This is a genomic window from Brevundimonas sp. Root608, from assembly GCF_001427825.1.
GTDB lineage: Bacteria > Pseudomonadota > Alphaproteobacteria > Caulobacterales > Caulobacteraceae > Brevundimonas.
The window spans coordinates 60,837-87,255 of sequence record NZ_LMGT01000007.1; the positions used below are offsets into that span (position 1 = coordinate 60,837).

A 26,419-nucleotide genomic window follows, 5' to 3' on the forward strand; every position below is an offset into this window, starting at 1 on the left:
GCCTGTTAGACGCGCCCGGCCGTTCAGGCCAGCGCCTTCAGCTGGTCGACCAGATCAGTCTTCTCCCAGCTGAACCCGCCGTCGGCGTCCGGCGCGCGGCCGAAATGGCCGTAGGCGGCGGTGCGGGCGTAGATCGGCTTGTTCAGGCCCAGGTGCTCGCGGATGGCGCGCGGGGTGGCCCCGCCGATGAGGCCGAGGATGTTGGCCTCGAGCACCGCCTCGGTGACGGCGCCCTTGCCGGTGCCGTGCAGGTCCACGTGGATGGACTGCGGCTTGGCCACGCCGATGGCGTAGGAGATCTGGATGGTGCAACGGTCGGCCAGACCGGCGGCGACGATGTTCTTGGCCAGGTAGCGGCAGGCGTAGGCGGCCGAACGGTCGACCTTGGTCGGGTCCTTGCCCGAGAAGGCGCCGCCGCCGTGCGGGGCCGCGCCGCCGTAGGTGTCGACGATGATCTTGCGGCCCGTCACGCCGGCGTCGCCGTCCGGGCCGCCGATCTCGAAAATGCCGGTCGGGTTGATGTGCCAGACCGTGTTCTCGTCGGTGAAGCCCTTCGGCAGCACTTCGAGGATGTAGGGTTTCACGATCGCGGCGACGTCGGCGGACGACAGGCCGGCGGCGTGCTGGGTCGACAGCACGATCGAGGTGGCCCGCACCGGCTTGCCGTCCTCGTACTGGATCGTCACCTGGCTCTTGGCGTCGGGCTCCAGCCGCTTGTCGCCGCCGTGGCGCACCTCGGCCAGGCGCTTCAGGATGTTGTGGCTGTACTGCAGGGTCGCCGGCATCAGCTCCGGCGTCTCGTTGGAGGCGTAGCCGAACATGATGCCCTGGTCGCCCGCGCCCTCGTCCTTGTTGCCGGCCGCGTCGACGCCCACGGCGATGTCGGCCGACTGACCGTGCAGGCGGTTGATGAACTCGAACGTCTCCCAGTGGAAGCCGGACTGCTCGTAGCCGATGTCGCGCACGGCGGCGCGCACGGCGGCCTCGATCTCGTCCTGCACGCCGGGCGCCCATTGCCCGTCGGTGTCCATGATGCCCTGGCCGCGGATTTCGCCGGCCAGCACGACGAGGTTCGTCGTCGTCATGGTTTCACAGGCCACCCGGGCATAGGGATCCTTGGACAGGAACAGGTCCACCACGGTGTCCGAAATGCGATCCGCGACCTTGTCGGGATGGCCCTCGGAGACGCTTTCAGATGTGAACAGGAACGACGATCGGGACAAGGCGGAGCTCCGGCGGTGGGTTGGCCGGCAGACATATAAGGATATGTTTATATGTTCAAGACGCTTGGCGCCGGCTCCGCCAGACCGGGGCGGCCGACGGTGGTCGAAAGCTGCGCGAGGATATGCATCGCTATGTAGAAGGGCGTGATGCTGCGGCGCTCTCCGTCAGCTCAAGGCCCCGCTCACGGGCGGACCTCTCGCGGCGCCTGGGCGACCGGGCGTGGACCGGCGTTCCCGGACCGTGACCGTGACCGTGACCTTGCCCGGCGGACCCAGGCTTCGCGATCGCTGACAGCCCGTTCGCCGACCAGCCAGCGCTCGCCCGCGCCGCACAGAAGGGTCAGCGAGGCCAGAATTCCCAGGCCGATGCGGGCCGACAGGACGGCATAGGCTCCCAGATCGGGGACGACGAGCGCAGAGACATAGACCAGCAGGGTCAGCGTCATGATCGCGGACATGACCAGGGCCCACCACCTGTCACGGGTGAGCGCCAGCCAGACGAACAAGCCGGTCATCAGGAAGTCGACAACGGCGTCGCCGGCGTAGAAGGCGCCGACCCTGAGCTCGTGGGTGTAAAACGACACCGCGAAGACAACGAGCGTCGTCACGGCGCCGAGGCGTTCCGGATGCCCGCCCTTGAGCCACGCAACCACAACCGCGGCCAGGGTGAGCACGTAATAGCCGGCCAGAAAGAGCGTGATCTGAATCTCTCCAATGACTCGGCGGGCGGGGCGTGCGCCCGCACCGCCAGCGTTGGCTCAAGGGGCCGCTAGAAGGTGGTGGCCTCCCCGATCTCCTGGGCCTGTCCGGCGAAGGCGAGGATGAGGTCGGCCACGGCCTTGAGCATCACCGCCGTCACCACCACGATGACGAGCAGGATCAGGAGGCGGACGCCCCAGCCGCGTGGCGGGGGGCGGTAGCCGAGGCGCCGTTCTGGGCCCCCACCTGCGCCATCACCCAGCCCGCGCTCAGCACCTGCCGCAGCAGTTCCCGCGGGCTCGACTGCTCCGCGTCGTCCGCCAGTCCCCGCAGCAGATGACTCCGGACCGGGTCGTTCGCGCCCGTCGGACTGAACGCGTCCAGCGCGGCCTCGAGATCCTCCCAGGTCCACTGGGGAAGCGGCGGACTTTTCAATGCCATGGTCTGACTCCCTGTCGAGGGAGGCATCAACGGCGGAAAGATCGCCGCCGCCAATGGGGTCTTTCGGCCCTGGTACGTTTCGTTCCAGAAGGGCGAGCGCCGCCTTGCGCCGGTTCACGCCCATCCGGCGGCAGGCCTCGTGCACGTGTTTCTTGACCGTGGCCTCCGACAGGTGAAGGCGGGCGGCGATCTCCTTGTCGGTCAGGAAGGCGGTCAGCCTCAGACACTCTTCCTGGCGGGCGCTGAGGCGCTGCGACATTCTACGCTCCGGTACGGCCCGAATAGCTACGGCCTGCGAACCGCCTCGTCCAGTAGCGGAGCGCCGGGAAAGCGTCGTCGTTTACGGAACGCGGCCCCGGGCCGGACCCGTCTTCGCTTTCGGGATCTGACCCGGTTCGAAGGAATGGTGCCGCTTAGGTGACTCGAACACCTGACCCCCGCATTACGAATGCGATGCTCTACCAGCTGAGCTAAAGCGGCCTTGGCGCAACGGGCGACGAAGGCCCTGCGCGAGAGGCGCTCTTTATACGCGGGGCGCGGGCTTGCCAAGCGCCTCGAGCAGCGCGGACTCGTCGGGAGCGCGGGCGATGCGGATTTCCAGGCCGGAGCCTTCGCCGAGGGCGTCGGCGACGGCGGCGGAGAGGGCGACGGCCCGCGCCCCCGCGAAGGGCCCGAGCGCCCCCAGGGCGCGGGCGGCCCGCGCTGAATGGACCAGGACCGCATCGAACCGCCCCGGCGCCGCGACGCCGGTTTCCACCGCCTCATAGAGCGGCAGGGCCCGCACCCTGACGCGATCCGTCAGCAGGGCCGACAAATCCCCCGCCGGCTTCTTCGCGCCGGGAACCAGCACCAGGCCCCCCGTCGGCGCCGCCCCGACCAGCAGGCCGGCCAGGTCGACCAGGGCCCCCTGCGCGGAGCGGACGGTTCCGAAGCCGCGCGCCCGCGCCAGTTCGGCCGTCGCATCCCCGACGGTGAAGACCGGCAAGGTCCGTTCCGGGCTGCGGTCAGCGAAGGCGTCGACGCCGTTGCGGCTGGTGAAGGCCAGGGCGGTCACGCCGTCCAGCCCGAGATCGGCGGCGACGGGCCGGATCGCCAGCAAGGGCGCGACCACCGGATCGAAGCCGAGCGCGGTCAGGCGTTCGGCGGTGCGGGCGGCGCCCGGTTCGGCGCGGGTGACCCAGACTCGCCGGACCGGCGTCAGGACGGGGCCCTCTGATCCCCGGCCGCCGGGTGGACGGCGGCCCCCAGCGCCAGCCCCATGGCCCGCGCCCGGTCCATGGCGTCCTCCGCCTGAATCCCGTCCATCTCCGCCGACCGACGCCAGCGCGCCGAGCCGTCGGGCGCGAGCATTTCCGTCGTCAGGCGCAGCCGGCCGTCGACGGCCGCGGCATGGGCGCCGATGGCCGTGCGGCACGACCCCTCGAGCGCCGTCATCGCCCCGCGCTCCGCCGCCACCGCCAGCGCCGTCATCGGATCGTCGAGCGCCTGGACCCAAGCGGCGCCGGTGTCTTCCACGCGCGTCTGCAGGGCCAGGGCGCCCTGGCCCGGCGCCGGCAGGAAGTCGTCCAGCGACAGCCGCTCGCGGATCACGCTCTCGAACCCCAGCCGGTTCAGGCCCGAAACGGCCAGCAGGATGGCGTCGAAATCGCCTTCGGCGGCGCGGCGCAGCCGGGTGTCGACGTTCCCCCGCAACATCTCGATGGTCAGGTCGGGCCGCAGCGCCAGCGCCTGGGCCTGGCGCCGCAGCGAGGCCGTTCCCAGCCGCGCGCCCATCGGCAGGTCCGCGAAGGTCGCGAAGGTCTCGCTGACGAAGGCGTCGCGGGCGTCCTCGCGCGGCGGCACGGCGGCGATGCACAGGCCGTGCGGCTGCTCGGCCGGCACATCCTTCATCGAATGGACCGCCACGTCGACGCGACCATCGGCCAGCGCCTCCTCGATCTCCTTGGTGAACAGGGCCTTGCCGCCGATCTCCATCAGCCGCCGGTCCTGCACCCGATCGCCCGTGGTCACGATCTCGACGAGGGGCACGGCCTCGGCCAGGTCGGCGTCGGCGACGCCCAAGGCGCGGCCGATGGCGCGCTGCATCATGCCCGACTGGGTCATCGCCAGTTTGGAGCGGCGCGTGCCGATGCGGACGAGATGGGCCATGAGAGTCGTTGCGCCGGTTGAACGGGGTCGCTACCTCGACCCGATGGACAGGCCCGCCGACTATAGCAGCAAGGGGAGCCGGGCAACCGACGCTGTCGGCGGCGACCTCACGGTGCTCGGCATCGAGACCAGTTGCGACGAGACCGCCGCCTCGGTCGTGCGCCTGTCGCCCGACGGCGAGGCCGCCGTCCTGTCGTCCGTGGTTCACAGCCAGATCGATGATCACGCCGCCTATGGCGGGGTCGTCCCCGAGATCGCCGCCCGCAGCCACGTCGAGATGATCGACGGGGTCGTTCGCCGGGCGATGGGGGAGGCGGGCCTCGACTACGGCGCCCTGGACGGCGTGGCCGCCACCGCCGGGCCGGGTCTGGTGGGCGGCGTCATGGTCGGCCTCAGCTTCGGCAAGGCCGTGGCCCTGGCCCGCGACCTGCCCCTGGTCGCCGTCAACCATCTGGAGGGTCACGCCGTTTCGGCCCGGCTGGGCGCCCGGGTCGACTATCCCTTCCTGCTGTTGCTCGTCTCGGGCGGTCATTGCCAGTTGCTGGAGGTGCGCGGCGTCGGCGACATGACGCGGCTGGGCACCACCATCGATGACGCCGCCGGCGAGGCCTTCGACAAGATCGCCAAGGCGCTGGGCCTCGGCTACCCGGGCGGCCCGGCGCTCGAGAAACTGGCCGCGACCGGCGACGGCGCCCGCTTCGACCTTCCTCGCGCTCTGTTGGGGCGCAAGGATTGCGACTTCTCCTTCTCGGGCCTCAAGACCGCCGCCTCGCGCCTGGCCCAGGCCTGCGAGACGGAACAGGACCGCGCCGATCTCGCCGACGCGGTCCAGACCGCCATCGCGCGCCAGCTCAGCGAACGCTCCGACCGGGCGCTCAAGGCCTATGCCGAACGCCACGACCACCGGCTGTTCGTCGTCGCCGGCGGCGTGGCCGCGAACCGGACCGTCCGCGCCACCCTGGAGGCGACCGCCGCCGCCCGCGGTTTCGCCTTTCTCGCCCCGCCCCTGGCCTATTGCACCGACAATGCGGCCATGATCGCCCTCGCCGGCGCGGAACGCTTGCAGAAGGGCCTGACCTCCGACATCGATACCGCCGCCCGGCCGCGCTGGCCGCTGGACGAACAGAGCGCGCTCGCCGACCCGGTCCATCCGCCGGGCCGCAAGGGCGCCAAGGCCTAGGGAAGACGCATGCAGTTCAAAACCGCGGGAGTGATCGGCGCCGGCGCCTGGGGCACCGCCCTGGCCCAGGTCGCAAGTCGGGCGGGGCTTGATGTCCTGTTGCAGGCGCGCGAGCCCGAGGTGGTCGAGAGCATCCGCGCCCGCCGTGTCAACGAGGCCTTCCTGCCCGGGATCACGCTCGACGATAAGGTCTCGGTGACGGCCGACCTGGCCGACCTCGCCGCCTGCGACGTCATTCTGGCGGTGCCGCCGGCCCAGCATATGCGGTCGACCCTGACGGCGTTCGCCGCCCGCCACCGGCCCGGCGTGCCGGTGATCCTGTGCTCCAAGGGCATCGAGCGCGGCTCGCTGAAGCTGATGACGGAGGTGCTGGCGGAAACCTTGCCGGATGCGCCCGCCGCGGTCCTGTCCGGCCCCAGTTTCGCCGGCGAGGTGGCCCGCGGCCTGCCCAGCGCCGTCACCCTGGCCTGCGCCGACGAGGCCCTGGGCGAGGAGCTTATGTGGACCCTGTCGGCGCCCGGCTTCCGGCCCTATCTGGCGTCCGACCTGATCGGGGCCGAGGTCGGGGGCGCGATCAAGAACGTGCTGGCCATCGCCTGCGGCATGTCCGAGGGTCGCGGCCTGGGCCGCAGCGCCCATGCCGCCCTGATCACGCGCGGCTTCGCCGAAATGACCCGCATGGGCGTCGCACTCGGCGGCAAGGCCGAGACCGTCGCCGGCCTGTGCGGCCTCGGCGATCTGGTGCTGACCTGCTCCAGCCCCCAGTCCCGCAACATGAGCCTGGGCCTCGCGCTCGGCCAGGGCCAGACCGTCGAGCAGGCCCTGGCCGGGAAACGCTCGGTGGCCGAGGGCTACGAAAGCGCGCCGGCCGTCCGGGAGCTGGCGGCGAAGATGGGTGTCGACATGCCCATCTCGCTGGCCGTCGCCGCCCTGCTGAACGGCGAGACGACGGTCGGGGCCGTGATCGACGACCTCCTGTCGCGCCCGCTCAAGGTCGAGCGGCATTGAGCGAGGCGCCGGCGAACACCGAACGCAAACGCGTCTGGACCACGCCGCCGAACGTGACCCTGTGCGCCGAGACGGACATCGCCGACCCGGGCTCGCGCGGCTTCGTGCTGCAGATCGGCGAGGCCTTCTTCCACGGCTTTGTCGTGCGCAAGAACGGTCAGGTGGCGGGCTATGTCGACCGGTGCCCGCATCAGGGCTTTCCGCTGGCGATCGAACTGGACCGCTATCTGGTTCCGGACGGGTCGCTGATCCTGTGCGGATGGCACGGGGCGGTGTTCGAGCCTCTGTCCGGCGCCTGTGTCGGCGGGCCCTGCGCCGGCGCGCGTCTGACCGCCTGGCCCGTCGTGGCGCGGGACGGTGTCATCCGCACGGCCTGACGGTCAGCCCGGATTGCGCAGCAGGTACAGGCCGAAGCCGATATGGTCCCGGCCGTATTCCAGCATGGCCCCGACCCGGTCGGCGCTCATCCTGATGGACCCGGCTTCCGGCGCCGCGGGATTGGCTTCCAGCCATCGTCGGGCCGCATCCGTCAGGGCCCGCGCATAGTCGTCGAACACGGCTTTCGGCGAAATTTCCGCGACGACGACCTCGAGGCCCGCCGTTCGCGCCGCGGCCTGCCAGCCGTCGTGACCCGCATACAGATTGGTCGCCTCGACGATCTGGCGCAGCGGGCCGGGCGGTTCGGACAGCCAGACGAGATCGCCCCACAACAGCCAGCCGCCCGGCCTGAGGTGCCGACGCAGCGCGCGCAGGGCGGCCTCCGGCGTCGGCCTGCCCTCGCCGGTGACGTTCGTCGTCCCGAGAGCCGTGATCAGATCGACCGGCCGCGTCCGGGCCAGGACGTCGGCGGCGGCGGCGACGACCAGCGTGACGCGATCCTCGACGCCGGCTCCGGCGATGCGCGCCCGCGCGAGATCCGCCATCCCGGGATCCATCTCGATCGCCGTGACCCGCAGCCCGAAGGTTTCGGCCAGCCGGATCGCCACGGCGGCGTTTCCGGCGCCGATATCCAGCGCCTCGACCCCCGCGGCCAATCCCGCACGCGAGACAGCCGTCTCGACCGCGGCCATCGTCACGCCGTTGCAGACCTCGAGCGCCTCATAGGCGATGCGGGGGAAGGTCATGGACATCAGTCGTCACCGGTCCGGGGAGGTCGGCGATCCGCCCACGTCCGGAACTGACGCAGGTGCATGCTTCACTGACAAGCCCGTCGGAGCCGGTCCGCGGAACTGCAGGCCGCCTTCGCTCGAGAGGCTTGAGACGGGTGAGACGGGTGAGACGGGTGAGACTGTGTTTTTCGGCCGGCCCGGTCCAACGGGGATGCGAACAATCAAGAGCGGCGAAGTACTTTACATTTTAAAGTAAGCGTGAGAGATAAGGGCCAACACGGAGCTTTCACCCATGTCCGCCGTCGCCTTCGATCTCGCCGCGTCCCGCCCCCTGCCTGCCGTTTCGGTCTGTGCGGGGCGGGTGTTGCTTCTCGCCGGCCTCACCTTCGGCGCGGCCAATCTGATCCAGTGGGGCGTCATGAGCGGCGCCCTCGGCTGGCATCCCGCCGTCCTCGGCCTCAGCTGGCCGCTCACGGTCGGGGCCTTTCTGTTCGGCGTGTTTCGCCTGAAGCGGGCGGGCGGCGAGGCGGGCCGCCGCGTCGCCGGCTGGTCGCGCACCGCCATCCTGATCCACATCGGCGCGGCCCTGGCCCTGGCCGGGCTGTCCGCCGCCGCCGGCGACTGGGAGCTGATGCGCTGGACCTCGGCCGTCGGCCTGACCCTGTACGGCCTGGCCTGGGCCGTCGCCGCGGCGCGAACCGGGACGGCCAATATGGCGGCGGTGGCCGCCATCGCCTTCGCCGGCGTCGCGGGGATCGCCCTGCGCTTCGGGACGCCGGACCCCTATCTCATCTATGCTTGCGCGCTTGCCCTCGTGGCCCTGCTTCCGGGACTGTGGCTGGCGCTTGGCCGACGCCTGTGAAGGACGACAGACCCATGACCGAGAACGCCGAAGACCCCGTCGCCGACATCGCCTGGATGCGCCGACTGGCCGAGGAGGGCGCCGACGCCCCGATGCAGGGCGCCTCCATCCTGATGAGCGCGGGCCTGATCTACGGCGCGGCGAGCCTGTTCCACTGGGCCCAGATCACGGATCGGGTTCCGTCGTCGGGCCCCGACACAGGATTGGGCTGGCTCGCGGCCACCCTGCTGTTCTTCCTCGTCCTGGCGGTCGTCATCGTCCGGCTGAAGCGCGGCGGCGGCGTCATGACCGCCAGCAACCGGGCCACCACCACGGTGTGGAGCGCGCTGGGCTGGGGCATCTTCGCCCTGTTCGGTTCCATGGCCGCGCTGGGCTGGCGCGCCGGCGGAGAGGGCGTCGAGATCGCCTTCTGGCTGGTGCCATCGGTCATCATGGTCTTCTACGGAATCGGCTGGGCCGTCAGCGCCGCCATGTACAAGAGCGGTCGTCTGTGGTGGCTGGCCATCGCTTCGTTCCTCGCCGCCCCGCTGCTGGCGGCCCTGGCCGGAAGCGCTGATCAGTATCTCGCCTACGCCGCCGCCCTGTTCCTGCTGATGGCCCTGCCCGGCTTCCTGCTGATGCGCGGCGCGAGGCGCTGAGCGTGGCCGACGCGTTCGACATCAACCGCCTCGACGAGGTCATCCACGGTCGTGTCCGACTGGGGATCATGGCGGTGCTTTCGGGCGTGGACAGCGCCGACTTCAACACCCTCAAGGCGCGGCTGCTGACCACCGACGGCAATCTGTCGGTCCATCTGCGGAAGCTGGAGGACGCCGGCTTCGTGGCCGTGACCAAGCGGTTCGAGGGTCGAAAGCCGCTGACCGAGGCGTCGATGACGGCGGCGGGGCGCAAGGCCTTCGTCGCCTATCTCGACGCCATGCAGGGTCTGGTCGGCAGGAGTGGTTAGACCGCCGCGCCTCGGCTAGAAGGCCGCCATGACCGGCCGCATCCACCGCTTCGACGCCCTCGACAATTTCCGGGACTACGGCGACTACGCCGCCGGGGCAGGCCGCCATATCGCGTCCGGGCGGCTGTTCCGTTCGGCCCATCAGGCGCGGGTCAGCGACGCGGACCTGAACCGTCTGGATGCGCTGGACATCGCCGCCATCGTCGATCTGCGCCGGCCGTCCGAGCGCCGCGACCAGCCCTCGAAACGCCCGGCCCGTTTCACGGGCGCGGTGATCGAAAGCGCCCATGATGACGGCGGCGAGGCCCCGCACATCACATTCCTGAAGACCGCCGACCTCACGCCCGACTCCGGTCGGCGGTTCATGACCGAGACATACCGCCGGCTGCCGTTCGAGGCTTCGCACCTCGATCTGTTCGCCCGCTATTTCCGCATCCTGGGCGAGGTCGACGGACCCGTCCTGATCCACTGCGCCGCAGGCAAGGACCGGACGGGCATGCTGGCCGCCCTGACCCACCATCTGCTCGGGGTCCATCCGGACGACATGATCGCCGACTACCTGCTGACCAACGTCGCCGTGGATCTGGAACGGCGCGCGCCGGGCATCGCCCGGCAGCTGGAGGCCATGACCGGCCGCACCGCCTCTCACGACGCGGTGGTGGCCTTTCTGGGCGTCGAACCGGTCTATCTTGAAACCGCCCTGTTCGAGGTCGCGGCGCAGTTTGGCTCGGTCGACGGCTATCTTGAACAGGCCCTGGGCGTCGATGCCCGTCTGCGCGACCGCATCGGCGAGCGGCTGGCGGCGTGAATGCCCCCGTCGTCGAGACCCGGACACGGCCATGGCGCGATCCGCTCGCGGTCGCCAACGGCCTGAGACATCTCGACGGGCCGCTGGCCCTGATCTCGGACGGCGGCGCCCTGGGGCGCTGGTCGTTCGTCTCCGCTGAACCGGATCGGGTCCATGTGGGCCCCGTGCGGGCCGATATGGACCCGATTGGATCGCAGGCCTTTCGCGCCGGGGTCATCGGCCTGATCGCTTATGACGCGGGCGCCCGCGCGGCGACCGGTCCTCGCGCCGCGATATGGCCCGACCTGATGCTGGCCCGCTATCCCGCCATGCTGGCCTTCGATCACCGCGACCGCACCGTCAGCGTGATCGGGCGGGGCGAGAACCCCGCGGCCGCCCGCGCCGCCGCCGCATCGGCCGAGGTGTGGCTGGCGGCCGCGCGCGATCCGGAGCCGCCCGCCGCCCCGGCCGAACGGTTCGAGGCCGAAGCCGCGCCGGGGGCCTATGTCGACGCCGTGGCGGACGTCGTCGACCGCATCGCGGCCGGGGAACTGTTCCAGGCCAACATCGCGCGGGCCTGGTCCGGGGCGCTGGTTCCCGGCGCCGATCCGTTCGACGTCATGCTGCGCCTCTCCGGCCGCGCCGCCGCCTACGGCGCCTTCTGGCGATTGGGCGACGTGGCGATCGTCTCCAATTCGCCCGAGCTTTTCCTGACCTTCGATCCCGGCTGCCGCCGGATCGAGACCCGGCCGATCAAGGGCACCCGGCGGCGCGATTCCGACCCGGCGCGCGACGCCGCCCTGGCCGGCGAACTCGAAATCAGCGCCAAGGACCGGGCCGAAAACCTGATGATCGTGGATCTGATGCGCAACGATCTGGCGCGGGTCGCCGAGCCTGGCTCCGTCACGGTGGACCGGCTGTTCGAGATCGAAAGCCATCCGACCGTCCACCACCTGGTCTCGACGGTTTCCGCGCGCGCGCGGCAGGGCGTCGGTCCCGCCGGGCTGCTGGCCGCAGCCTTCCCGCCCGGCTCGATCACCGGCGCGCCCAAGCATCAGGCCATGAAGGTCATCGCCGGTCACGAGCCGCCGCGCGGTCCGTGGTGCGGCACCCTGTTTCACATCGAGGACGACGGCCGGATGACGGCTTCAGTGCTCATCCGCACCGCCTCCTTCAGGCGAACCGGAGACAGTTGGCGCTTCCGCGCCCTGGCGGGAGCCGGCATTGTTGCGGACAGCGAGCCCGAGGCTGAACTGGCGGAGACCGACGCCAAGATCCTGGCCCTGCGCGAGGCCCTGACCGGCTCCTAGCAGTCCGGGCAAGTCACATTGTCGACGGTGCGAGGCCGGAGATAATAGGTGTGCGAGAACCGCGTCACAGCAGGCATCAGATAGTCGACCGGAGAGTCGTAGTCGTAGGTGGCCTCCGTCACGATGATGCTTTCACCATCGGAGATCAGGCCCCCCGGCAGGACGATCACTTCGTTGACCGGACGGGACGTCATGTTGTAGCCGCGGCTCCAGACGACCCGGGCCACGCCCGCCGTCTGGGTCACGCTGTTGACGCGCTGCTTCAGCGTTGCGGTGGAAAAGGGCTTCATGATCAGCCCGCCAATCTGGAAGATGTCGTCAACGCTGGCCGCCGCGACGGATTCTTCCTGGGCCACCAGGTCGGCGACCATGGCCGAGACATGCCCCATGCGCTTTTGCGCCATATAGCCCTGGCAGAATTCCGCCATGCCGAAATAGAAGGCGATCATGACCGGCGCGATCATGGCGAACTCGACGGCGGAGACGCCCCGTTCGTCGCTGGTCAGGCGGGAAATCAGCCCCTTGCGTCTCATGGCTCATTCCGGAACGCGGTGGTGGCGGTCAGTATGGCGGACCCGTCGTTCAGGCGTGACAATCCCTGCGCCAGAAAGGTCGTCAACAGCGGCTGCCGGTACCAGACCCGCACGAGCACCAGGTCGCCCGGATTGCCGTTGGAATAGGTCAGCGCCCCGGCGTCGAAGGTCCCACCGGCCATCGGATCGGGCGGCGTGACGGCGAACTGGGGGATGATCCGCACATCGATCGTCGCCCGGGCGGCGCAATCGGGCGCGAAGATGCTCATCCGGCTGCACAGGGACGTCTTGAACTGTGTCGCCGTCATATTCTGGGCGCTGGCCTGGCCGGTGCGGACCAGGCGGCCGGTCTCGATGGTGGCGTTCTCAAGGACGGAGTCCGTGACGAAGACGACGCCCAGTTCCAGGATGGCGAACATCATCATGCAGAACGGCAAGGCGACCATGCCGAATTCAACGGCCGCCGATCCGTCGCGGGCCGCCAGCAGACGGGCGAGGAACCCGTGGCGGCGCTTCCGGACCCGGGGCTGGCGGGATTGCATCAGCAAGGGCGGGTCCTTACGGCGTCGGGGGACCGCTGGTCCCGCGCAAGGACGGTGAACACGAGGCGGCGCACGCCATCTCCGTGGCCTGGCCGCCGCGCCAGACGCGAACGCGGCCGGCGCCGGAGCCAGCCGTGACGATGACTTCGCTCTGGAATACGGTGCGGCCGATGCTGTCGACCGCCACGATCTCGGTCACGCCGTAGCCCTTGCCGGTAATATAGAGCGTGTTGGAATCCACGACCGTCACATCGGCGATCAGCGGATTGCCTACGATCACGGAGCCGGCCGGGCCGCGCAGCTGGACCCGCGCGGCCTGATCGATCTCGACGCTCAGCCGGGCCGACTGTGCGGCGCCGACTCCGGGAAGGGCCAGGATGGCGACGGAGGCGAGGGCGGCGCCCAGTCGGGCGGCGGATCGGGCGGGACGGAGCATGGCGTCGACTTCCAGTGAACAGCGCGCGCGTAAGCGTGGTCCGGACACTGCTCTGTAAACCTCAATAAAGTCTGAAATCGTGCAATGATGCAGTCCGTTATAGTAAACGCGTCGTCAATAAAGAAACCGCTCCGGGGCGGTCCCGTTTTACTCGTCCTTAATCGGCGGCGTGCATGGTGAAGATGTAGCAAGGGGGTCAAGCGGGCAAAGCCGAAGACCCCGGTGGTGTCAACGATTGCTCGCTTAAACGCAGAAGGATTTCAGCCATGACCAAGTTTGTATCGAAATTCATGTCCGATGAGTCGGGCGCCACGGCCATCGAATACGGCCTGATCGCCGCCCTCATCGCGGTCGTCATCATCTCGGCCGTGACGGCCCTGGGCTCGACCATCAAGACCAAGTTCAACGCCGTCGTCACCGGCTCCGACCGGACTGTCCGGGGACTGGCGAAGGGCCGGGCGGAAACGCCCGGCCCTTTCGTCGTCCGAGGGCCGGATCCCGAAAAACTGGCGGGCGAATATTCAGAGTGAATCGCCCGGTAACTACGCCCGACCACCCTGTTTTAACTGACATGCGCGAAAACAGTCCTGCGTTTGGGGGTCAGGCGGGCTACCGGCTCCCCCCGTTTTGAGTAGCTCGCTTCACTCCATTCAAAGGGAAATCCAATGACCAAGTTTGTTTCGAAGTTCATGTCCGACGAGTCGGGCGCCACGGCCATCGAGTACGGCCTGATCGCCGCCCTCATCGCGGTCGTCATCATCTCGGCCGTGACGGCCCTGGGCTCGACCACCAAGTTCAACGCCGTCGTCACCGGCATGGGCGGCACCGCCGGCGCCTAAGGCCCGGACGAACGTCTGAAACCGGCGAAGGGCCGGGGCGGAAACGCCCCGGCCCTTCTGCTTTGGCGCCATGACGAAAAGCCTTTGTGGTGAACGGCCCGGTAAGCGGTTTCCTGCGCGGATGCTTAACCGATCCGCGTCAAGTCTCGCACGGTTCCATCGGCCCCCGGCGCCCCGCCGACGGCGATGGACCAATCCCGGGAGGCGGCTATGACCAAATTCGTTTCGCAATTCCTGTCCGACGAGTCGGGCGCCACGGCCATCGAGTACGGCCTGATCGCCGCCCTCATCGCGGTCGTCATCATCTCGGCCGTGACGGCCCTGGGCTCGACCCAACGATGTCGTGACCGGCATGGGCGGCACCGCCGGCGCCTAGGTCGCCACACAGGTGAAACTGCGGAAGGCCGGGACGATCGTCCCGGCCTCTCTGTTTCCGGAGACCCCGTTCCGGCAACCCCGCTTTAACCGCGTCCATGTCAGATGATGTCCATGGACACCGTGACCTTGTGCCTTCTCGCCGTGATGCCGGCCCTCGTCATCGTGGCGGGCCTCAAGGACCTGACCTCGATGAAGATCCCGAACTGGATCTCGGGGCTGCTGGTTCTGGCCTTCTTTCCCGCCGCCCTGGTCGTGGGACTGGATCCCGCCACCGTCCTCGCCAACCTGGGCATCGCCGCCCTGACGCTGGTCGTGGGCGCGGGCATGTTCGCCCTGCGCTGGATCGGCGGCGGCGACGCCAAGCTGATGGCCGCCGCCTGCCTGTGGCTGGGCCTGTCCGGTTCCGGCATGTTCCTGCTCTGGACGGGCGTCATCGGCGGCGTCTTCTGCCTGGCGCTGCTGTTCGCCCGCTTCCATTCACGGCCCTATCTGCTCGGCGCGCCGGGCTGGGTGGTGCAGCTGATGGAGCCCCGCGGCGACATTCCATATGGCGTCGCCATCGCGGCGGGCGCCCTGATGGCCTATCCCGCCTCGCCCCTGGTCGCCGCCTTCATCGCCGGGTAACAACCACTTAGGCCCGCGTTAACCCGGGCCCGGCATGGTCGTTAACGGTAGGGACCAAAGGGCCGACTCAACGGTCCGGCCCGGTTCTGCCGGAGACCGTCGATGAAGCCCGCCCGTATCATCGTGATCTGTGTCGCCGCCGTGGCCGCCATCGGCCTGGCCCTGGTCGTGCGCGCGATGGGATCACCCTCGAAAATCCCCACCGCCGTCGCCACTGCCGCCGTCGTTCCGACCCGGCCCATGGCCAAGGTGCTTGTCGCCGCCAAGGATCTGCAGCCCGGACAACGCCTGACCGAGGGTGATCTGGACTGGAAGGACTGGCCGGTCGACGAGGTCAATCCGGCCTTCATCACCGACGGAAGCGTGCCCGTGCCGGCCGCCGGGGCGCCCGCCGCGCCCGCGGACAAGCCGGAAGGCGCTGTCGCCTCGGTGACCCGCGCCGCCACGGATCTGGCGACCGGCGGGGCCAAGGCGGACTATATCGGGTCGGTCGTGCGCGAACCCATTCTGGCGGGAGAGCCCATCGTCGGTCGCAAGATCGTGCGCGCCGGCGACAGCGGCTATATGGCCGCCTACCTGGAACCGGGCATGCGGGCCATGGCCATCCGCGTGACGGTCGAGACGGCCGCCGGCGGCTTCATCCTGCCGGGCGACCGGGTCGATGTCCTGCTGACCCGCGAGACCAATCTCGCCAACGCGGGCGAAGGGGCCGGCGACCGGTCGAAATTCGCGTCCTCCACCGTCATGCAGAACGTCAAGGTGCTCGCGATCGACCAGTCGACGCGGGCCGGTGACGACGAACAGGCTGTGGTCGGCGCGACGGCCACCCTCGAACTCGGCCCCCGCGACACGGAGGCCCTTGCTCTGGCCAAGTCCGAGGGTGAACTCAGCCTTGTCCTGCGTTCCTACGCCGACACTGGCGGTCCGTCCGGCCGGGTCGCTCCACCCGCCAGACAATCAACCCCCGTGCGCGTGTTCCGCGGCGGCGCGCCCGAAGTGGTGGTGGTCCAATGAAACGCCTGATCGCCCTCGCCCTGGCCGGTCTCACGGTCGTCGCTCCCGTCCCGCTGCTGCCGGACGTGGCCCAGGCCCAGTCCCGTGCAGCCCTGCCCATGGGGGCCGGCGCGCAACTGATCAATCTGCCGCGGGGCTCGTCGATGGCGATCGATCTGCCGTCGGACGCACGCGATGTGATCGTGCCGAACCCGGTGGTCGCCGAGGCCATGCTGCATTCGCCGCGCCGCATCACCATCATCGGCCTGCAGCCCGGCGAGACCGACGCCGTGGTTCTGGACGCCGCCGGTCGCACCATCCTGTCCCTGCGCATCCGCGTGGATGCCGGCGTTTCGGCCTTGCAGGACACCCTGGGCCGGATCATGCCGGGATCCCGGGTCCGGGCCGAGGCGGTCAACGACAGCATCATCCTGACCGGCCCCGTCGACAGTCCAGGCGAGGCTGACCGCGCCGCCCAGGTCGCGCGCGCCTTCGTCTCGGCGCCCGAGAAGGTCATCAACATGATGACCATCGCCGGCTCTGACCAGGTGATGCTCAAGGCCCGGGTGATCGAGGTGCAACGCACAGCGATCAAGCAGCTGGGCCTGGACGTGAACGCGTTCGTCTCCGACATCGGGGACGGTCTGGGCTTCGTTCAGAACGCGACCTTCGCGGTCAACGGCAGCCAACTCGGTGGGGGTCTGCTCAACTTTCTCGATCGAAATGGAAGTGGCGGAGGCGTGGAAACCCGGTTGCGCGCCTTCGAACGCGCCGGCCTGGTGCGCATCCTGGCCGAGCCCAACCTGACATCCGTCAACGGTGAGAACGCCGAATTCCTGGCCGGGGGCGAGTTCCCCGTGCCCGTCGGACGCAGCGTGGACTCCGCCACGGGCCAGACGACGATCGGCATCGAGTTCAAGCCGTTCGGCGTGCGCCTCGCCTTCCGTCCCATCGTCCTGTCGCAGGGGCGCATTTCGCTGCAGCTGTCGACCGAGGTTTCGGAACTGAGCACGGCCGGAGCCTTCACGCTCGGCGGAACGGCCGACGACGCCCTGGTCATTCCCGCCCTCAACGTGCGCCGCGCCTCGTCCACGATCGAACTGCCGTCCGGCGGGTCGATGATGATCGCCGGCCTGCTGCGCGAGGACACCCGCCAGAACATCGACCAGCTGCCGGGCATCGGCAGCCTGCCGGTGCTGGGCTCCCTGTTCCGGTCGCGCGACTACCTGTCCGGTGAAACCGAACTGGTGATCATCGTTGAGGCCTACATCGTCTCGCCGACCTCGCCCGGCCGCATGCAGACGCCGGCCGACGGCCTGATCATCGCCAATGACGCCCAGACCCTGCTGTTCGGCCAGTTGAACCAGCAGTACCGGCCGGCCGGCGGGACGACGACCGGATCGGACGCCGGCTGGACCGGCCCCGTGGGCTATGTGATCGAATGAGGAATCCGGCCATGCGTATCTCCGCTTCCGCGATTTTCGTCCTCGCTCTCGGCTTGGGAGCCGCGGGCTGCGCCCCGATGATGGGCAGCGATGCCGAGGCGCCCCTGACCCCGCTGTCCCGCTACGGGCTTCAGGTGGAGCCGGGCCTGGACCGGATCGCGCTCGCGGTGCACGACCAGGGCCTTTCCGCCAATCAGCGTGACGCGGTGGGCCAGCTCGCCGCCCGCTACGGCGCATCGGGGCATGGCTGGATCAAGGTCGAGGCGCCGGCCGGCGAGGATCCGGTCGCCGTCGCACAGGCTTACGCCGTCCGCGCCGCCTTGCAGGGCGCCGGGGTCCCGGGCGAGCGCATCCAGATGGCGGCCTACGCCGCGCCTGACCCTCGCGCCCCGGTGTTGGCCGGTTTCGAGACGGTGCGCGCCTCGATCCCCGACTGCGCCAGCGCGGCGCGGAACCTGGGCCCCCGCTTCTCGAACCAGAGCTCGGCCAGCCTGGGCTGCGCCATCACCGCCAACATGGCCGCCCAGATCGCCGACCCCCGCGACATCCTCGGGGCCCGGCCGATGACGCCGGCCGATTCCGGCCGCGCCGCCGTGGTCTTCGATCACTACCGCAAGGGGCAGGCCAGTTCGACGCCCCAGGAGCCGCTGGTGAACGGCCAGATCGCCCGGGCCGTGGAATAGCGTGATGAGCAACGCCTTCGCCCCCCAGCCCTTTGACGAGTTCGACGACGAGTTCGATCCCGACATGGGCTATGTAACGCCAGAGGCCGCGGCGGCGGGACCCGGCCTCAACGAACCCGCCCCCCTTCCGGGCGAACCGCCGGCGGATCAGCGGCCGCCCCTCCAGTTCACCCCGCCGGCCGTCGCCGGGCCGCCCGCAGGGCCGGCCCCGTCCCTGCATGACCCCGACGCGGCGGTTCCGGCCGTAGCCGGCTTCAATCCGGTCGGCGAGCTGGTGGCCGGCGCAGCCTCGGCCTTTTCGGCCCCGACGCTCAGCGGGGCCCACACCGCCGAAGTGTCCGTGCCGCGCATCGCCATCCATGTCTTCGCCGAGCGCCAGGACACCCTGGCCGCCGCCGAGCGCGCCGGTCAGGACCGCCGCCTGTCGCGCGCCACCACCCAGATCCGCATCGGCGGCGTGGCCGCGGCCGTCGAGGCCTATCAGCACGAGCCCACGCCGCCGCTGATCGTGGTCGAGTGCATGAAGGACCCGCAGACCCTGCTGTGGGAAGTCGACCAGCTGGCCGAGGTCTGCGACGCCGGCACCAAGGTCGTCGTCGTCGGCGCCACCAACGACATCCTGCTGTTCCGCGAACTGATGCGCCGCGGCGTGAGCGAGTATCTGGTCGCGCCGCTGCAGCCGCTGCAGCTGATCGCCGCGATCGGCGGCCTGTTCGCGGATCCGGCGCAGCCCTTCGTCGGCCGCTCGATCGCCTTCGTCGGCGCGCGCGGCGGCACCGGCTCCAGCTCGGTCGCTCACAACACCGCCTATGCGATGAGCGAGCGGATCGGCGCCAACACCGTCATCGTCGACTACGATCTCCCGTTCGGCACCGCCGGCCTGGACTTCAACCAGGACCCACTCAGCGGCGTGGCCGACGCGCTCAGCCAGCCGGACCGCCTCGACCCGCTGCTGCTGGACCGGATGATGGTCCGCTGCACCGACAAGCTCAGCCTGTTCGCGGCCCCGGCCACCCTGGACGTCGACTGGGACATCTCGCCCGAGGCGTTCGAGGAGGTGACGACCCAGATTCGCTCGACCGCGCCCTTCGTGGTCCTCGACCTGCCGCATCTGTGGTCGGGCTGGATGCGTCGCACCCTGATCGCGGCCGACGAAGTCGTCATCGTCGCGACCCCCGATCTGGCTTCGCTGCGCAACGCCAAGAACATGATCGACCTGATCAAGCAGGGGCGCCCCAACGACGCCCCGCCGCGGCTGGTGCTGAACCAGGTCGGCGTTCCCGGCCGCCCGGAAATTCCGGCCAAGGATTTCGGCGCCGCCCTCGGCGTCCATCCCAGCCTGATCATCCCGTTCGATCCCAAGACGTTCGGCGCGGCCGCCAACAACGGCCAGATGATCCTGGACGCGGGGGCCAAGTCCAAGGCCGCCGAAGCCTTCCAGACCCTGGCCCAGATCGTCTCGCGCCGCGAACTCCCGATGGTGACGGGTCCCAAGGCCAAGGGCGAAGGCAGGTCCATGTTCAGCGGCCTGTTCAAGAAGAAGTCATAACGGGTGTTCGGCAAGCGCACAGGTCAGACCGGAAATGTGGCGACGGCGCCGCGACCGGCCGCGCCCGCCGTCCAGCCCGCGCCGACCGCCCAGCCCGTCCCGGGCATCCAGACCGAGGCCTTCGCCTTCGGCGGCGAACAGACCGCCGACCAGGCCCAGACCGCGGCGCGCAAGGCCGAATCCTACGCCGCCAAACCCGCGTCGCCGGCCGCTGATCGGCTGGACGCCCTGGCCATGCGTCCGAAGCCGACGGGCGTGGGCGAAGCGCCCCAGAAGGGGCCCGGCCCCAAGGCGACGCCCGGCTACGAACAGCTGAAGAAGGCCCAGGCCGTCGCCGAGATCGTCCGCGAGCAGTCGGACTATTATCACGCGACCAAGACGACGATCTTCAACGCCCTGATGAACACCATCGATCTGGCCCAGCTGGCCCAGCTCGACACCAAGGCCGCCTCCGAGGAGATCCGGGACATCGTCGCCGAACTGGTGGCGATCAAGAACGTCTCCATGTCGGTGGCCGAGCAGGAGCACCTGGTCCAGGACATCGTCAACGACGTCCTCGGCTATGGACCGCTGGAGCCGCTGCTGGCCCGCGACGACATCGCCGACATCATGGTCAACGGCGCCGGCCGGGTCTTCATCGAGGTCGGCGGCAAGGTCCAGCTGACCAACGTCCGTTTCCGCGACAACGCCCAGCTGATGAACATCTGCCAGCGGATCGTGTCGCAGGTCGGCCGCCGGGTCGACGAGAGCTCCCCGATCTGCGACGCCCGCCTGCCGGACGGTTCGCGCGTCAACGTCATCGCCCCGCCGCTGGCCATCGACGGCCCGACGCTGACGATCCGGAAGTTCAAGAAAGACAAGCTGACGATGAAGAATCTGGTGGAGTTCGCCTCCATCAGTCCCGAGGGCGCCCGCGTGCTCGGCGTCATCGGCGCCTCGCGCTGTAATCTGGTCATCTCGGGCGGCACGGGCTCGGGCAAGACCACCCTGCTGAACACCCTGACGGCCTTCATCGACCCGACCGAGCGCGTCATCACCTGCGAGGACGCCGCCGAACTGCAGCTGCAGCAGCCGCATGTGGTGCGTCTGGAGACCCGCCCGCCCAACCTCGAGGGTCAGGGCATGATCACCATGCGCGACCTGGTGAAGAACTGCCTGCGCATGCGTCCCGAGCGGATCATCGTCGGCGAGGTGCGCGGCCCGGAAGCGTTCGACCTGCTGCAGGCCATGAACACCGGCCACGACGGCTCCATGGGCACGCTGCACGCCAACAGCCCGCGCGAGGCCATCAGCCGGATGGAGTCCATGATCACCATGGGCGGCTACGGCCTTCCGTCCAAGACCATCCGCGAGATGATCGTCGGCTCGGTCGACGTCATCGTCCAGGCCGCGCGCCTGCGCGACGGCTCGCGCCGCATCACCCACATCACCGAGGTGGTCGGGCTGGAGGGCGACGTCATCGTCACCCAGGACCTGTTCGTCTACGAGATCACCGGCGAGGACGAGAACGGCAAGATCATCGGCCGCCACCGCTCGACCGGCATCGCCCGTCCGCGCTTCTGGGACCGCGCCCGCTACTACGGGCTGGAGCGCGAGCTGGCGGAAGCCCTCGACGCGGCGGAGTAGGCCGCGATGCTGCCGATCCTCGCCGCGGTTCTGGCCTTCATCACCATCGGCGGCCTCGGCTGGGCCTTTGTCGGCGGCGGCGACTCCACCGATGCGGCGCTCAAGCGCGCTGAAGGCTTCGGGGGGCCGAAACAGGCCAATGCAGCCTCGAAGAAGGCGGCCGCCGCCAACACCCCCGAGGCCCGGCGCAAGCAGATCATGCAGCAGCTCCAGGAATCGGAGCGCGCCGAGCGCAAGGCGCGCATCAGCCTGAAGGCCAAGCTGAAACAGGCCGGGCTGAAGACCAAGCCCTCGACCTTCTGGATCATCAGCGGCGTACTCGGCGTGTTCGCCTTCCTGCTGCCGCTGGTTTTCGGCCTGAACATCCTGATCGCCCTCGGGATCGCCTTCGTCGTCGGCCTGGGCCTGCCGCGCTGGTGGGTGGGGATGCTGGGCAAGCGGCGGCGCAAGAAATTCTCGAGCCATTTCGCCGACGCCGTCGATGTCATCGTGCGCGGCATCAAGTCGGGCCTGCCGGTCCACGACTGTTTCAAGATCATCGCGCGCGAGAGCCCGCAGCCTCTCGGGGCCGAGTTTCAGAACCTGGTCGAGGGGCTCGGCGTCGGCCTGACCCTGGCCCAGGCCCTGGACAAGATGTATGAGCGCATGCCGACGCCCGAGCTGAAATTCTTCTCCATCGTCATCGCCATCCAGCAGAAGACCGGCGGCAACCTGGCCGAGGCCCTGAACAACCTTTCGGTCGTGCTGCGGGCCCGCAAGATGATGGGCGAGAAGATCAAGGCGCTGTCATCCGAGGCGACCGCCTCGGCCGGCATCATCGGCTCGTTGCCGCCTGCGGTGATGATCCTGGTCAGCATCACCACCCCCGCCTACATGGCCAAGCTTTTCACCGACCCGCGCGGCCAGTTCATGCTGTTCGTGGCCGTGGCGATGATGAGCTTCGGCATCTTCGTGATGAAGAAGATGATCTCCTTCAAGTTCTAGGAACCGGCCCGTGATTGCGTTCTTCACCAACCTCCAGAATCTGCTGAGCCTCGGCGTGGGGGTGCTGGTGTTCGCCACCCTGGTGACGCTGCTCGGTTCGTTCGGGGGCGGGGCCAAACTGGAAAGCCGGATGCAGGCCGTCGCGGTGCGCCGCGAGGAGCTGAAGCGCCGGTCGCGCCAGGCGATCGCCTCCCAGAACAGCGGCCCGCAGAACCTCCGGCATACCGACGAGGGCTTCAAGAAGCGGGTCGTGGAACGGCTGAACCTGACCAAGCTGCTGGAAGACCCCAAGGTCGCCGACAAGATGGCCCAGGCCGGGTATCGCGGGCCCAAGCCGCTGACCACCTTCTACTTCTTCCGCTTCTCCATGCCCTTCGTCTTCCTCGCGATCGCGGCCCTCTACCTGTTCGTGGTCAACGATTTCGGCATGCCGGTGATGACACGGCTGACCATCAGCATGGTCGCCGCGGTGATCGGCTTCTATGCGCCCAACATCTTTCTCGCCAACCGCATCTCCAAGCGCCGCACCTCGATCATGCAGGCCTTCCCGGATGCGCTGGATCTGCTGCTGATCTGCGTCGAGGCCGGCATGTCGATCGAGGCGGCGATCCAGAAGGTCAGCCAGGAGATCGGCGGCTCGTCCATCGACCTGGCCGAGGAGATGACCCTGCTGTCGGCCGAGCTCAGCTACCTCCCGGACCGGCGGATGGCCTATGAGGGCCTGGCCAAGCGAACCAACCATCCGGGCGTCAAATCGGTCGCCACCGCCATGACCCAGGCCGAGACCTACGGCACGCCGCTGGGCTCGGCCCTGCGCACCATGGCCAAGGAGAACCGCGAGATGCGTCTCTCGGCGGCGGAGAAGAAGGCCGCGGCCCTGCCGGCCAAACTGACCGTGCCGATGATCCTGTTCTTCCTGCCCGTCCTGTTCATCGTCATCCTGACGCCGGCGATCATCAGCATCCAGGATACGATGGCCGCCGGCGCCGCGGGCGGCTGACGCCGCTCAGACCGGCAAGGCCCCGCGCTTCACCACCGTTCGCATGGCCACGCTCGACGACACCCGGGTCACACCCGGGATCCGCGTCAGCTCGCGCGAGTGGACCCGCTCCAGATCGTCGACGTCGCGCACCACCAGCCGCAGCAGATAGTCCGAGCCGCCGGTCATCAGATAGCATTCGACCACCTCGGGCACGGTCGCGATGGCGGTCTCGAAGGCGGTCAGCGAGGCCTCGGCCTGGGACGACAGGGTCACCGTCACGAAGACGCTGATCGGCAGGCCCACGGCGCGTTCGTTGATGATGGCGGCGTAGCGGCTGATCACCTCGGCGGCCTCCAGCGCGCGCAGGCGGCGCAGGCAGGCGCTCTCGGACAGGTTCACCGTCCGGGCCAGATCGGCGTTGGTCATGCGCCCGTCGCCTTGCAGGGCGCGGATCATCTTCCGGTCGGTGTCGTCAAGGGCGACGGCGGAAACGGTCTTCAAAGCGGGCCTCTCTCGCAGAGTCTGCGACTTTATGCCGTTCACCCGCCGAAAAGAACAGGAACCTGCGGTGGGACCGCCGCTAGATTGCCGCCCGAAACGAAGCGGCCGCACAGAGCCGCCCGTCCCATCGGCAGAGGAAACGGTCATGCGCGTCGGCGTCCCCAGGGAAATCAAGAAGAACGAACATCGCGTCGGCCTGACGCCGACCGCGGTGCGTGAATACGTCGCCCACGGCCACTCGGTCTCGATCGAGACGGGCGCGGGCCTCGGCGCGGGCTTCACCGACGCGGACTTCAAGAAGGCGGGCGCGAAGATCGTCGCCGACGCCAGGACCGTCTTCGCCGACAACGACATGATCGTGAAGGTGAAGGAGCCGCAGAAGGTCGAGTGGGAAATGCTCCGCGAGGGCCAGATCCTGTTCACCTATCTGCACCTGGCGCCCGATCCCGAACAGACCAAGGGCCTGCTGGCGTCGAAATGCGCCGCCGTGGCCTATGAGACCGTGACGAACGCGCAAGGCGGCCTGCCGCTGCTGGCGCCGATGTCCGAAGTGGCGGGCCGGATCGCCGTCTTCTCGGCCGCCGAGACCCTGCTGAAGCACAACGGCGGCATGGGGCTGCTGTTCTGCGGCGTCCCGGGCGTGGCCCCGGCGCGCGTGCTGGTGCTGGGCGGGGGCGTCGTCGGCCTGAACGCGGCCCGCATGGCCATGGGCCTGGGCGCCGAGGTCGTGGTGCTGGAACGCTCGATCCCGCGCATGGCCTATATCGACGAAGTCACCCAGGGCCGGGTCATCACCCGCTATTCCTCGATCGGCGCGATCGAGGAGGAGATGGTCAAGGCCGACGTCATCATCGGCGCCGTGCTGGTCCCCGGGGCCGAGGCCCCCAAGCTGATCAAGCGCGAACACCTGAAGCAGATGAAGCCCGGCTCTGTGCTGGTCGACGTCGCCATCGACCAGGGCGGCTGTTTCGAGACCAGCCACGCCACGACCCACGAGGACCCGACCTATGTCATCGACGGCGTGGTCCACTATTGCGTCGCCAACATGCCCGGCGCCGCGCCGCGGACTTCGTCCGAAGCCCTGAACAACGCCACCCTGCCGTTCGGCCTGGCCCTGGCGGACAAGGGTCTGGAGGCGCTGAAGCAGAATCCGCATCTGGCGCGCGGCCTCAACGTGCTGAAGGGCGAGATCACCTATCCGGCCGTCGCCGAGGCGCTGGACATGCCGTGGAGCGATCCGTTCGGGGTGTGGGCCAAGGGGTAGGATTCAAGACGCGTCTCCCTCCCCTTCATGGGGAGGGACGGCGAGGCGCAGCCGAGCCCGGGTGGGGAACGCCAGCCCCGCACCGACAGCGCCGGCTTCGCAATTCCCCACCCTGTCGTCGCTCCGCGCCGACATCCCTCCCCACTTCGGGGGAGGGAGAGCACCGTGACACGCCCCGCCTGTAAATCGCCGCTCTCTTGCGGCATAAGCCCGCCATGAAGTTTCTCGACCAGGCCAAGATCTACATCCGCTCCGGCAACGGCGGGGCGGGCTGCGTGTCATTCCGACGGGAGAAATTCATCCCCAACGGCGGGCCGGACGGCGGCGACGGCGGCAATGGCGGCAACGTCTGGATCACGGCCATGGACGGCCTGAACACCCTGATCGACTTCCGCTACCAGCAGCATTTCAAGGCCCAGACCGGCGTCCACGGCATGGGTCGCCAGATGCACGGGGCCAAGGGCGAGGACGTCATCCTCAAGGTCCCGGTCGGCACCCAGGTGCTGGACGACGACAAGGAGACGGTGCTGCTGGACATGGACCATGTCGGCAAGACCGAACTGCTGCTCAAGGGCGGCAATGGCGGCTGGGGCAATGTCCATTTCAAGGGCCCCTCCAACCAGGCGCCCGCCTACGCCAACCCGGGCCAGGAAGGCCAGGAACGCTGGATCTGGCTGCGGCTGAAACTGATCGCCGACGTCGGCCTGGCCGGCCTGCCCAACGCCGGCAAGTCGACCTTCCTGGCGGCCGCCAGCGCCGCGCGGCCCAAGATCGCCGACTATCCCTTCACCACCCTGGTGCCCAACCTCGGGGTGGTCGACCTGTCGCCCACCGAGCGGTTCGTCATCGCCGACATCCCCGGCCTGATCGAGGGCGCCTCGGAAGGGGCCGGCCTGGGCACCCGCTTCCTCGGCCATGTCGAGCGCTCGGGTTGCCTGATCCACCTGATCGACGGAACCCAGGACGACGTCGCCGGCGCCTACCGCACCATCCGGCATGAGCTGGAGGCCTACGGCGCGGGCCTGGCCGACAAGGCCGAGGTGCTGGCCCTGAACAAGGTCGACGCCCTGACCCCCGAGGCGCGCGAGGAGAAGGCCGCCGAGCTGGAGGCCGTCGCCGGCCGACGGCCCATGCTGGTGTCCGGCGTCTCGGGCGAGGGCGTGACCGAACTGCTGCGCGCCGCCTGGACCGAGGTGCGCAAGGACCGCGGCGAGATCGCCCCGGCCGAGGAAGATGAGACGGTCATGGAGACGCCGGGCGGCTGGGCGCCGTAGCCCCGCCCGTCCGGGCGTGTTAGCTCCCTTGTGAGCATAAGTCCCCGCGAGCC

Annotated in this window: 29 protein-coding genes, 1 tRNA gene and 2 pseudogenes; 21 read left to right on the forward strand and 11 right to left on the reverse strand. The window is 69.2% G+C overall.

What is annotated here, in order from left to right; translation table 11 throughout:
• Positions 1 to 23: 23 nt before the first annotated feature.
• From metK to hemC, 6 genes are all read right to left on the reverse strand, one after another.
• On the reverse strand, positions 24 to 1,223 hold the full coding sequence (gene metK / locus ASD59_RS10920; RefSeq protein WP_055831664.1) for a methionine adenosyltransferase: 1,200 nt from the start codon (positions 1,221 to 1,223) through the stop codon (positions 24 to 26).
• A gap of 182 nt (positions 1,224 to 1,405) precedes the next feature.
• Positions 1,406 to 1,897 (reverse strand): hypothetical protein, encoded by a 492-nt coding sequence (locus tag ASD59_RS10925; RefSeq protein ID WP_055831665.1) that lies wholly within the window; start codon positions 1,895 to 1,897, stop codon positions 1,406 to 1,408.
• Between the two features lie 95 nt (positions 1,898 to 1,992).
• Positions 1,993 to 2,622, reverse strand: a complete 630-nt coding sequence (locus ASD59_RS14015; RefSeq protein ID WP_082560163.1) for a helix-turn-helix domain-containing protein — start codon at positions 2,620 to 2,622, stop codon at positions 1,993 to 1,995.
• Positions 2,623 to 2,767: 145 nt separating this feature from the next.
• A tRNA-Thr gene (locus tag ASD59_RS10935) sits at positions 2,768 to 2,843 on the reverse strand.
• A gap of 43 nt (positions 2,844 to 2,886) precedes the next feature.
• The gene (locus ASD59_RS10940; RefSeq protein WP_055831776.1) at positions 2,887 to 3,564 is read right to left on the reverse strand and encodes a uroporphyrinogen-III synthase; all 678 of its coding nucleotides are present in this window, start codon (positions 3,562 to 3,564) and stop codon (positions 2,887 to 2,889) included.
• Positions 3,561 to 4,511 (reverse strand): hydroxymethylbilane synthase, encoded by a 951-nt coding sequence (hemC, locus tag ASD59_RS10945; protein WP_055831667.1) that lies wholly within the window; start codon positions 4,509 to 4,511, stop codon positions 3,561 to 3,563. The genes ASD59_RS10940 and hemC overlap by 4 nt, the downstream gene beginning before the upstream one ends.
• A gap of 43 nt (positions 4,512 to 4,554) precedes the next feature.
• On the opposite strand from hemC, the gene tsaD reads away from it, so the two are divergent.
• From tsaD to ASD59_RS10960, 3 genes are read left to right on the forward strand one after another with little or no spacing between them, the layout of a single operon-like run.
• The gene (gene tsaD / locus ASD59_RS10950; protein WP_055831668.1) at positions 4,555 to 5,691 is read left to right on the forward strand and encodes a tRNA (adenosine(37)-N6)-threonylcarbamoyltransferase complex transferase subunit TsaD; all 1,137 of its coding nucleotides are present in this window, start codon (positions 4,555 to 4,557) and stop codon (positions 5,689 to 5,691) included.
• 9 nt (positions 5,692 to 5,700) lie between these two features.
• Positions 5,701 to 6,699 carry an NAD(P)H-dependent glycerol-3-phosphate dehydrogenase gene (locus ASD59_RS10955; protein WP_055831669.1) on the forward strand — a complete coding sequence of 333 codons (999 nt, stop codon included), beginning with the start codon at positions 5,701 to 5,703 and terminating at the stop codon, positions 6,697 to 6,699.
• Positions 6,696 to 7,076, forward strand: a complete 381-nt coding sequence (locus ASD59_RS10960) for a Rieske (2Fe-2S) protein (RefSeq protein WP_055831670.1) — start codon at positions 6,696 to 6,698, stop codon at positions 7,074 to 7,076. Before ASD59_RS10955 ends, ASD59_RS10960 begins: the two co-directional genes overlap by 4 nt.
• A gap of 3 nt (positions 7,077 to 7,079) precedes the next feature.
• Here the strand turns inward: ASD59_RS10960 and ASD59_RS10965 are convergent, their stop codons facing one another.
• Positions 7,080 to 7,829, reverse strand: a complete 750-nt coding sequence (locus tag ASD59_RS10965; protein WP_055831671.1) for an SAM-dependent methyltransferase — start codon at positions 7,827 to 7,829, stop codon at positions 7,080 to 7,082.
• Between the two features lie 271 nt (positions 7,830 to 8,100).
• Between ASD59_RS10965 and ASD59_RS10970 the strand changes: the two genes are divergently transcribed.
• From ASD59_RS10970 to ASD59_RS10990, 5 genes are read left to right on the forward strand one after another with little or no spacing between them, the layout of a single operon-like run.
• Positions 8,101 to 8,670: a hypothetical protein gene (locus ASD59_RS10970; protein ID WP_055831672.1), complete on the forward strand. Its 570-nt coding sequence runs from the start codon at positions 8,101 to 8,103 to the stop codon at positions 8,668 to 8,670.
• Positions 8,671 to 8,684: 14 nt separating this feature from the next.
• Complete coding sequence (locus ASD59_RS10975) at positions 8,685 to 9,308, forward strand: hypothetical protein (RefSeq protein ID WP_055831673.1); 624 nt, start codon at positions 8,685 to 8,687, stop codon at positions 9,306 to 9,308.
• A gap of 2 nt (positions 9,309 to 9,310) precedes the next feature.
• Positions 9,311 to 9,616, forward strand: a complete 306-nt coding sequence (locus ASD59_RS10980; protein WP_055831674.1) for a winged helix-turn-helix domain-containing protein — start codon at positions 9,311 to 9,313, stop codon at positions 9,614 to 9,616.
• 28 nt (positions 9,617 to 9,644) lie between these two features.
• A complete protein-coding gene (locus tag ASD59_RS10985) occupies positions 9,645 to 10,424 on the forward strand; it encodes a tyrosine-protein phosphatase (RefSeq protein WP_055831675.1) in 780 nt (259 codons plus the stop codon).
• On the forward strand, positions 10,421 to 11,713 hold the full coding sequence (locus ASD59_RS10990; RefSeq protein WP_055831676.1) for an anthranilate synthase component I family protein: 1,293 nt from the start codon (positions 10,421 to 10,423) through the stop codon (positions 11,711 to 11,713). The genes ASD59_RS10985 and ASD59_RS10990 overlap by 4 nt, the downstream gene beginning before the upstream one ends.
• On the opposite strand, the gene ASD59_RS10995 is transcribed toward ASD59_RS10990, so the two are convergent.
• Genes ASD59_RS10995 through ASD59_RS11005 form a run of 3 tightly spaced genes read right to left on the reverse strand, consistent with a single transcriptional unit; the run spans position 11,710 to position 13,224 of the window.
• Entirely contained in the window at positions 11,710 to 12,246 is a 537-nt protein-coding gene (locus ASD59_RS10995; protein WP_055831677.1) for a TadE/TadG family type IV pilus assembly protein, read from the reverse strand. The two genes, ASD59_RS10990 and ASD59_RS10995, sit on opposite strands and share 4 nt — an antisense overlap.
• Entirely contained in the window at positions 12,243 to 12,788 is a 546-nt protein-coding gene (locus tag ASD59_RS11000) for a TadE/TadG family type IV pilus assembly protein (RefSeq protein WP_082560173.1), read from the reverse strand. The genes ASD59_RS10995 and ASD59_RS11000 overlap by 4 nt, the downstream gene beginning before the upstream one ends.
• A gap of 16 nt (positions 12,789 to 12,804) precedes the next feature.
• Positions 12,805 to 13,224: a pilus assembly protein N-terminal domain-containing protein gene (locus ASD59_RS11005; protein ID WP_055831678.1), complete on the reverse strand. Its 420-nt coding sequence runs from the start codon at positions 13,222 to 13,224 to the stop codon at positions 12,805 to 12,807.
• Between the two features lie 266 nt (positions 13,225 to 13,490).
• Between ASD59_RS11005 and ASD59_RS14770 the strand changes: the two are divergent.
• The 11 genes and pseudogenes from ASD59_RS14770 to ASD59_RS11055 all read left to right on the forward strand — a co-directional run.
• Positions 13,491 to 13,628: pseudogene (locus ASD59_RS14770) on the forward strand (Flp family type IVb pilin); the annotation flags it as partial.
• Between the two features lie 261 nt (positions 13,629 to 13,889).
• Positions 13,890 to 14,063, forward strand: a complete 174-nt coding sequence (locus tag ASD59_RS14020) for a Flp family type IVb pilin (protein ID WP_082560164.1) — start codon at positions 13,890 to 13,892, stop codon at positions 14,061 to 14,063.
• 210 nt (positions 14,064 to 14,273) lie between these two features.
• A pseudogene (locus ASD59_RS14605) lies at positions 14,274 to 14,402 on the forward strand (Flp family type IVb pilin); the annotation flags it as partial.
• Between the two features lie 150 nt (positions 14,403 to 14,552).
• Positions 14,553 to 15,065, forward strand: a complete 513-nt coding sequence (locus tag ASD59_RS11020) for an A24 family peptidase (RefSeq protein WP_055831681.1) — start codon at positions 14,553 to 14,555, stop codon at positions 15,063 to 15,065.
• A 102-nt stretch (positions 15,066 to 15,167) separates the two neighbouring features.
• Positions 15,168 to 16,079, forward strand: coding sequence for a Flp pilus assembly protein CpaB (gene cpaB / locus ASD59_RS11025; protein WP_055831682.1), 912 nt, complete (start codon positions 15,168 to 15,170; stop codon positions 16,077 to 16,079).
• Entirely contained in the window at positions 16,076 to 17,503 is a 1,428-nt protein-coding gene (locus ASD59_RS11030) for a type II and III secretion system protein family protein (RefSeq protein WP_055831683.1), read from the forward strand. Before cpaB ends, ASD59_RS11030 begins: the two co-directional genes overlap by 4 nt.
• Before the next feature lie 11 nt (positions 17,504 to 17,514).
• Positions 17,515 to 18,186: a CpaD family pilus assembly protein gene (locus ASD59_RS11035; protein WP_082560165.1), complete on the forward strand. Its 672-nt coding sequence runs from the start codon at positions 17,515 to 17,517 to the stop codon at positions 18,184 to 18,186.
• A gap of 4 nt (positions 18,187 to 18,190) precedes the next feature.
• Positions 18,191 to 19,735, forward strand: a complete 1,545-nt coding sequence (locus ASD59_RS11040) for an AAA family ATPase (RefSeq protein WP_055831684.1) — start codon at positions 18,191 to 18,193, stop codon at positions 19,733 to 19,735.
• Between the two features lie 3 nt (positions 19,736 to 19,738).
• Entirely contained in the window at positions 19,739 to 21,361 is a 1,623-nt protein-coding gene (locus tag ASD59_RS11045) for a CpaF family protein (protein ID WP_055831685.1), read from the forward strand.
• 6 nt (positions 21,362 to 21,367) lie between these two features.
• Positions 21,368 to 22,345, forward strand: a complete 978-nt coding sequence (locus tag ASD59_RS11050) for a type II secretion system F family protein (RefSeq protein ID WP_055831686.1) — start codon at positions 21,368 to 21,370, stop codon at positions 22,343 to 22,345.
• A gap of 10 nt (positions 22,346 to 22,355) precedes the next feature.
• The gene (locus ASD59_RS11055) at positions 22,356 to 23,345 is read left to right on the forward strand and encodes a type II secretion system F family protein (protein WP_055831687.1); all 990 of its coding nucleotides are present in this window, start codon (positions 22,356 to 22,358) and stop codon (positions 23,343 to 23,345) included.
• 6 nt (positions 23,346 to 23,351) lie between these two features.
• Here the strand turns inward: ASD59_RS11055 and ASD59_RS11060 are convergent, their stop codons facing one another.
• Positions 23,352 to 23,828 (reverse strand): Lrp/AsnC family transcriptional regulator, encoded by a 477-nt coding sequence (locus ASD59_RS11060; RefSeq protein WP_255356184.1) that lies wholly within the window; start codon positions 23,826 to 23,828, stop codon positions 23,352 to 23,354.
• Between the two features lie 145 nt (positions 23,829 to 23,973).
• Between ASD59_RS11060 and ald the strand changes: the two genes are divergently transcribed.
• Positions 23,974 to 25,092, forward strand: coding sequence for an alanine dehydrogenase (ald, locus tag ASD59_RS11065; protein ID WP_055831688.1), 1,119 nt, complete (start codon positions 23,974 to 23,976; stop codon positions 25,090 to 25,092).
• 215 nt (positions 25,093 to 25,307) lie between these two features.
• The gene (gene obgE / locus ASD59_RS11070; protein WP_055831689.1) at positions 25,308 to 26,366 is read left to right on the forward strand and encodes a GTPase ObgE; all 1,059 of its coding nucleotides are present in this window, start codon (positions 25,308 to 25,310) and stop codon (positions 26,364 to 26,366) included.
• Positions 26,367 to 26,419 lie beyond the last annotated feature (53 nt).